We start from the raw sequence: 289 nt of genomic DNA on the forward strand, positions 1-289 counted from the left end.
TCGCCACCAGGTCCAGCGTGTCCAGCGCCCGGGCCTCGTCTTGCGTGCCGAGCGAGCAGCAATGGCCAACGGTGATCGGCGCGTCGAACCCCACCTCATGGGCGGTCTCGGCAATCGCGCGCAGGGTCTCGGACGACGGATCCATGGTCTCGTCCACGTGGAAATCGGCGGCAAGACCCCGCTCGGCGGCCATGGCGAAGAAGCCGCGCAGCCGGTCGATCAGGTCCGGCACCGGGTAGGTCACCATGCCCAGAACCCCGCCGGGGGTCTCGGCCACCCGATCGGCGGT

General features: G+C 70.2%; 1 pseudogene. It reads right to left on the minus strand.

Annotation, left to right across the window (positions count from 1 at the left end):
- Positions 1 to 289, minus strand: a pseudogene (locus H2O73_RS23870) (hypothetical protein); the annotation flags it as partial.

This window comes from Vibrio marinisediminis (genome assembly GCF_014050145.1).
GTDB classification, from domain to species: Bacteria; Pseudomonadota; Gammaproteobacteria; order Enterobacterales; family Vibrionaceae; genus Vibrio; species Vibrio marinisediminis.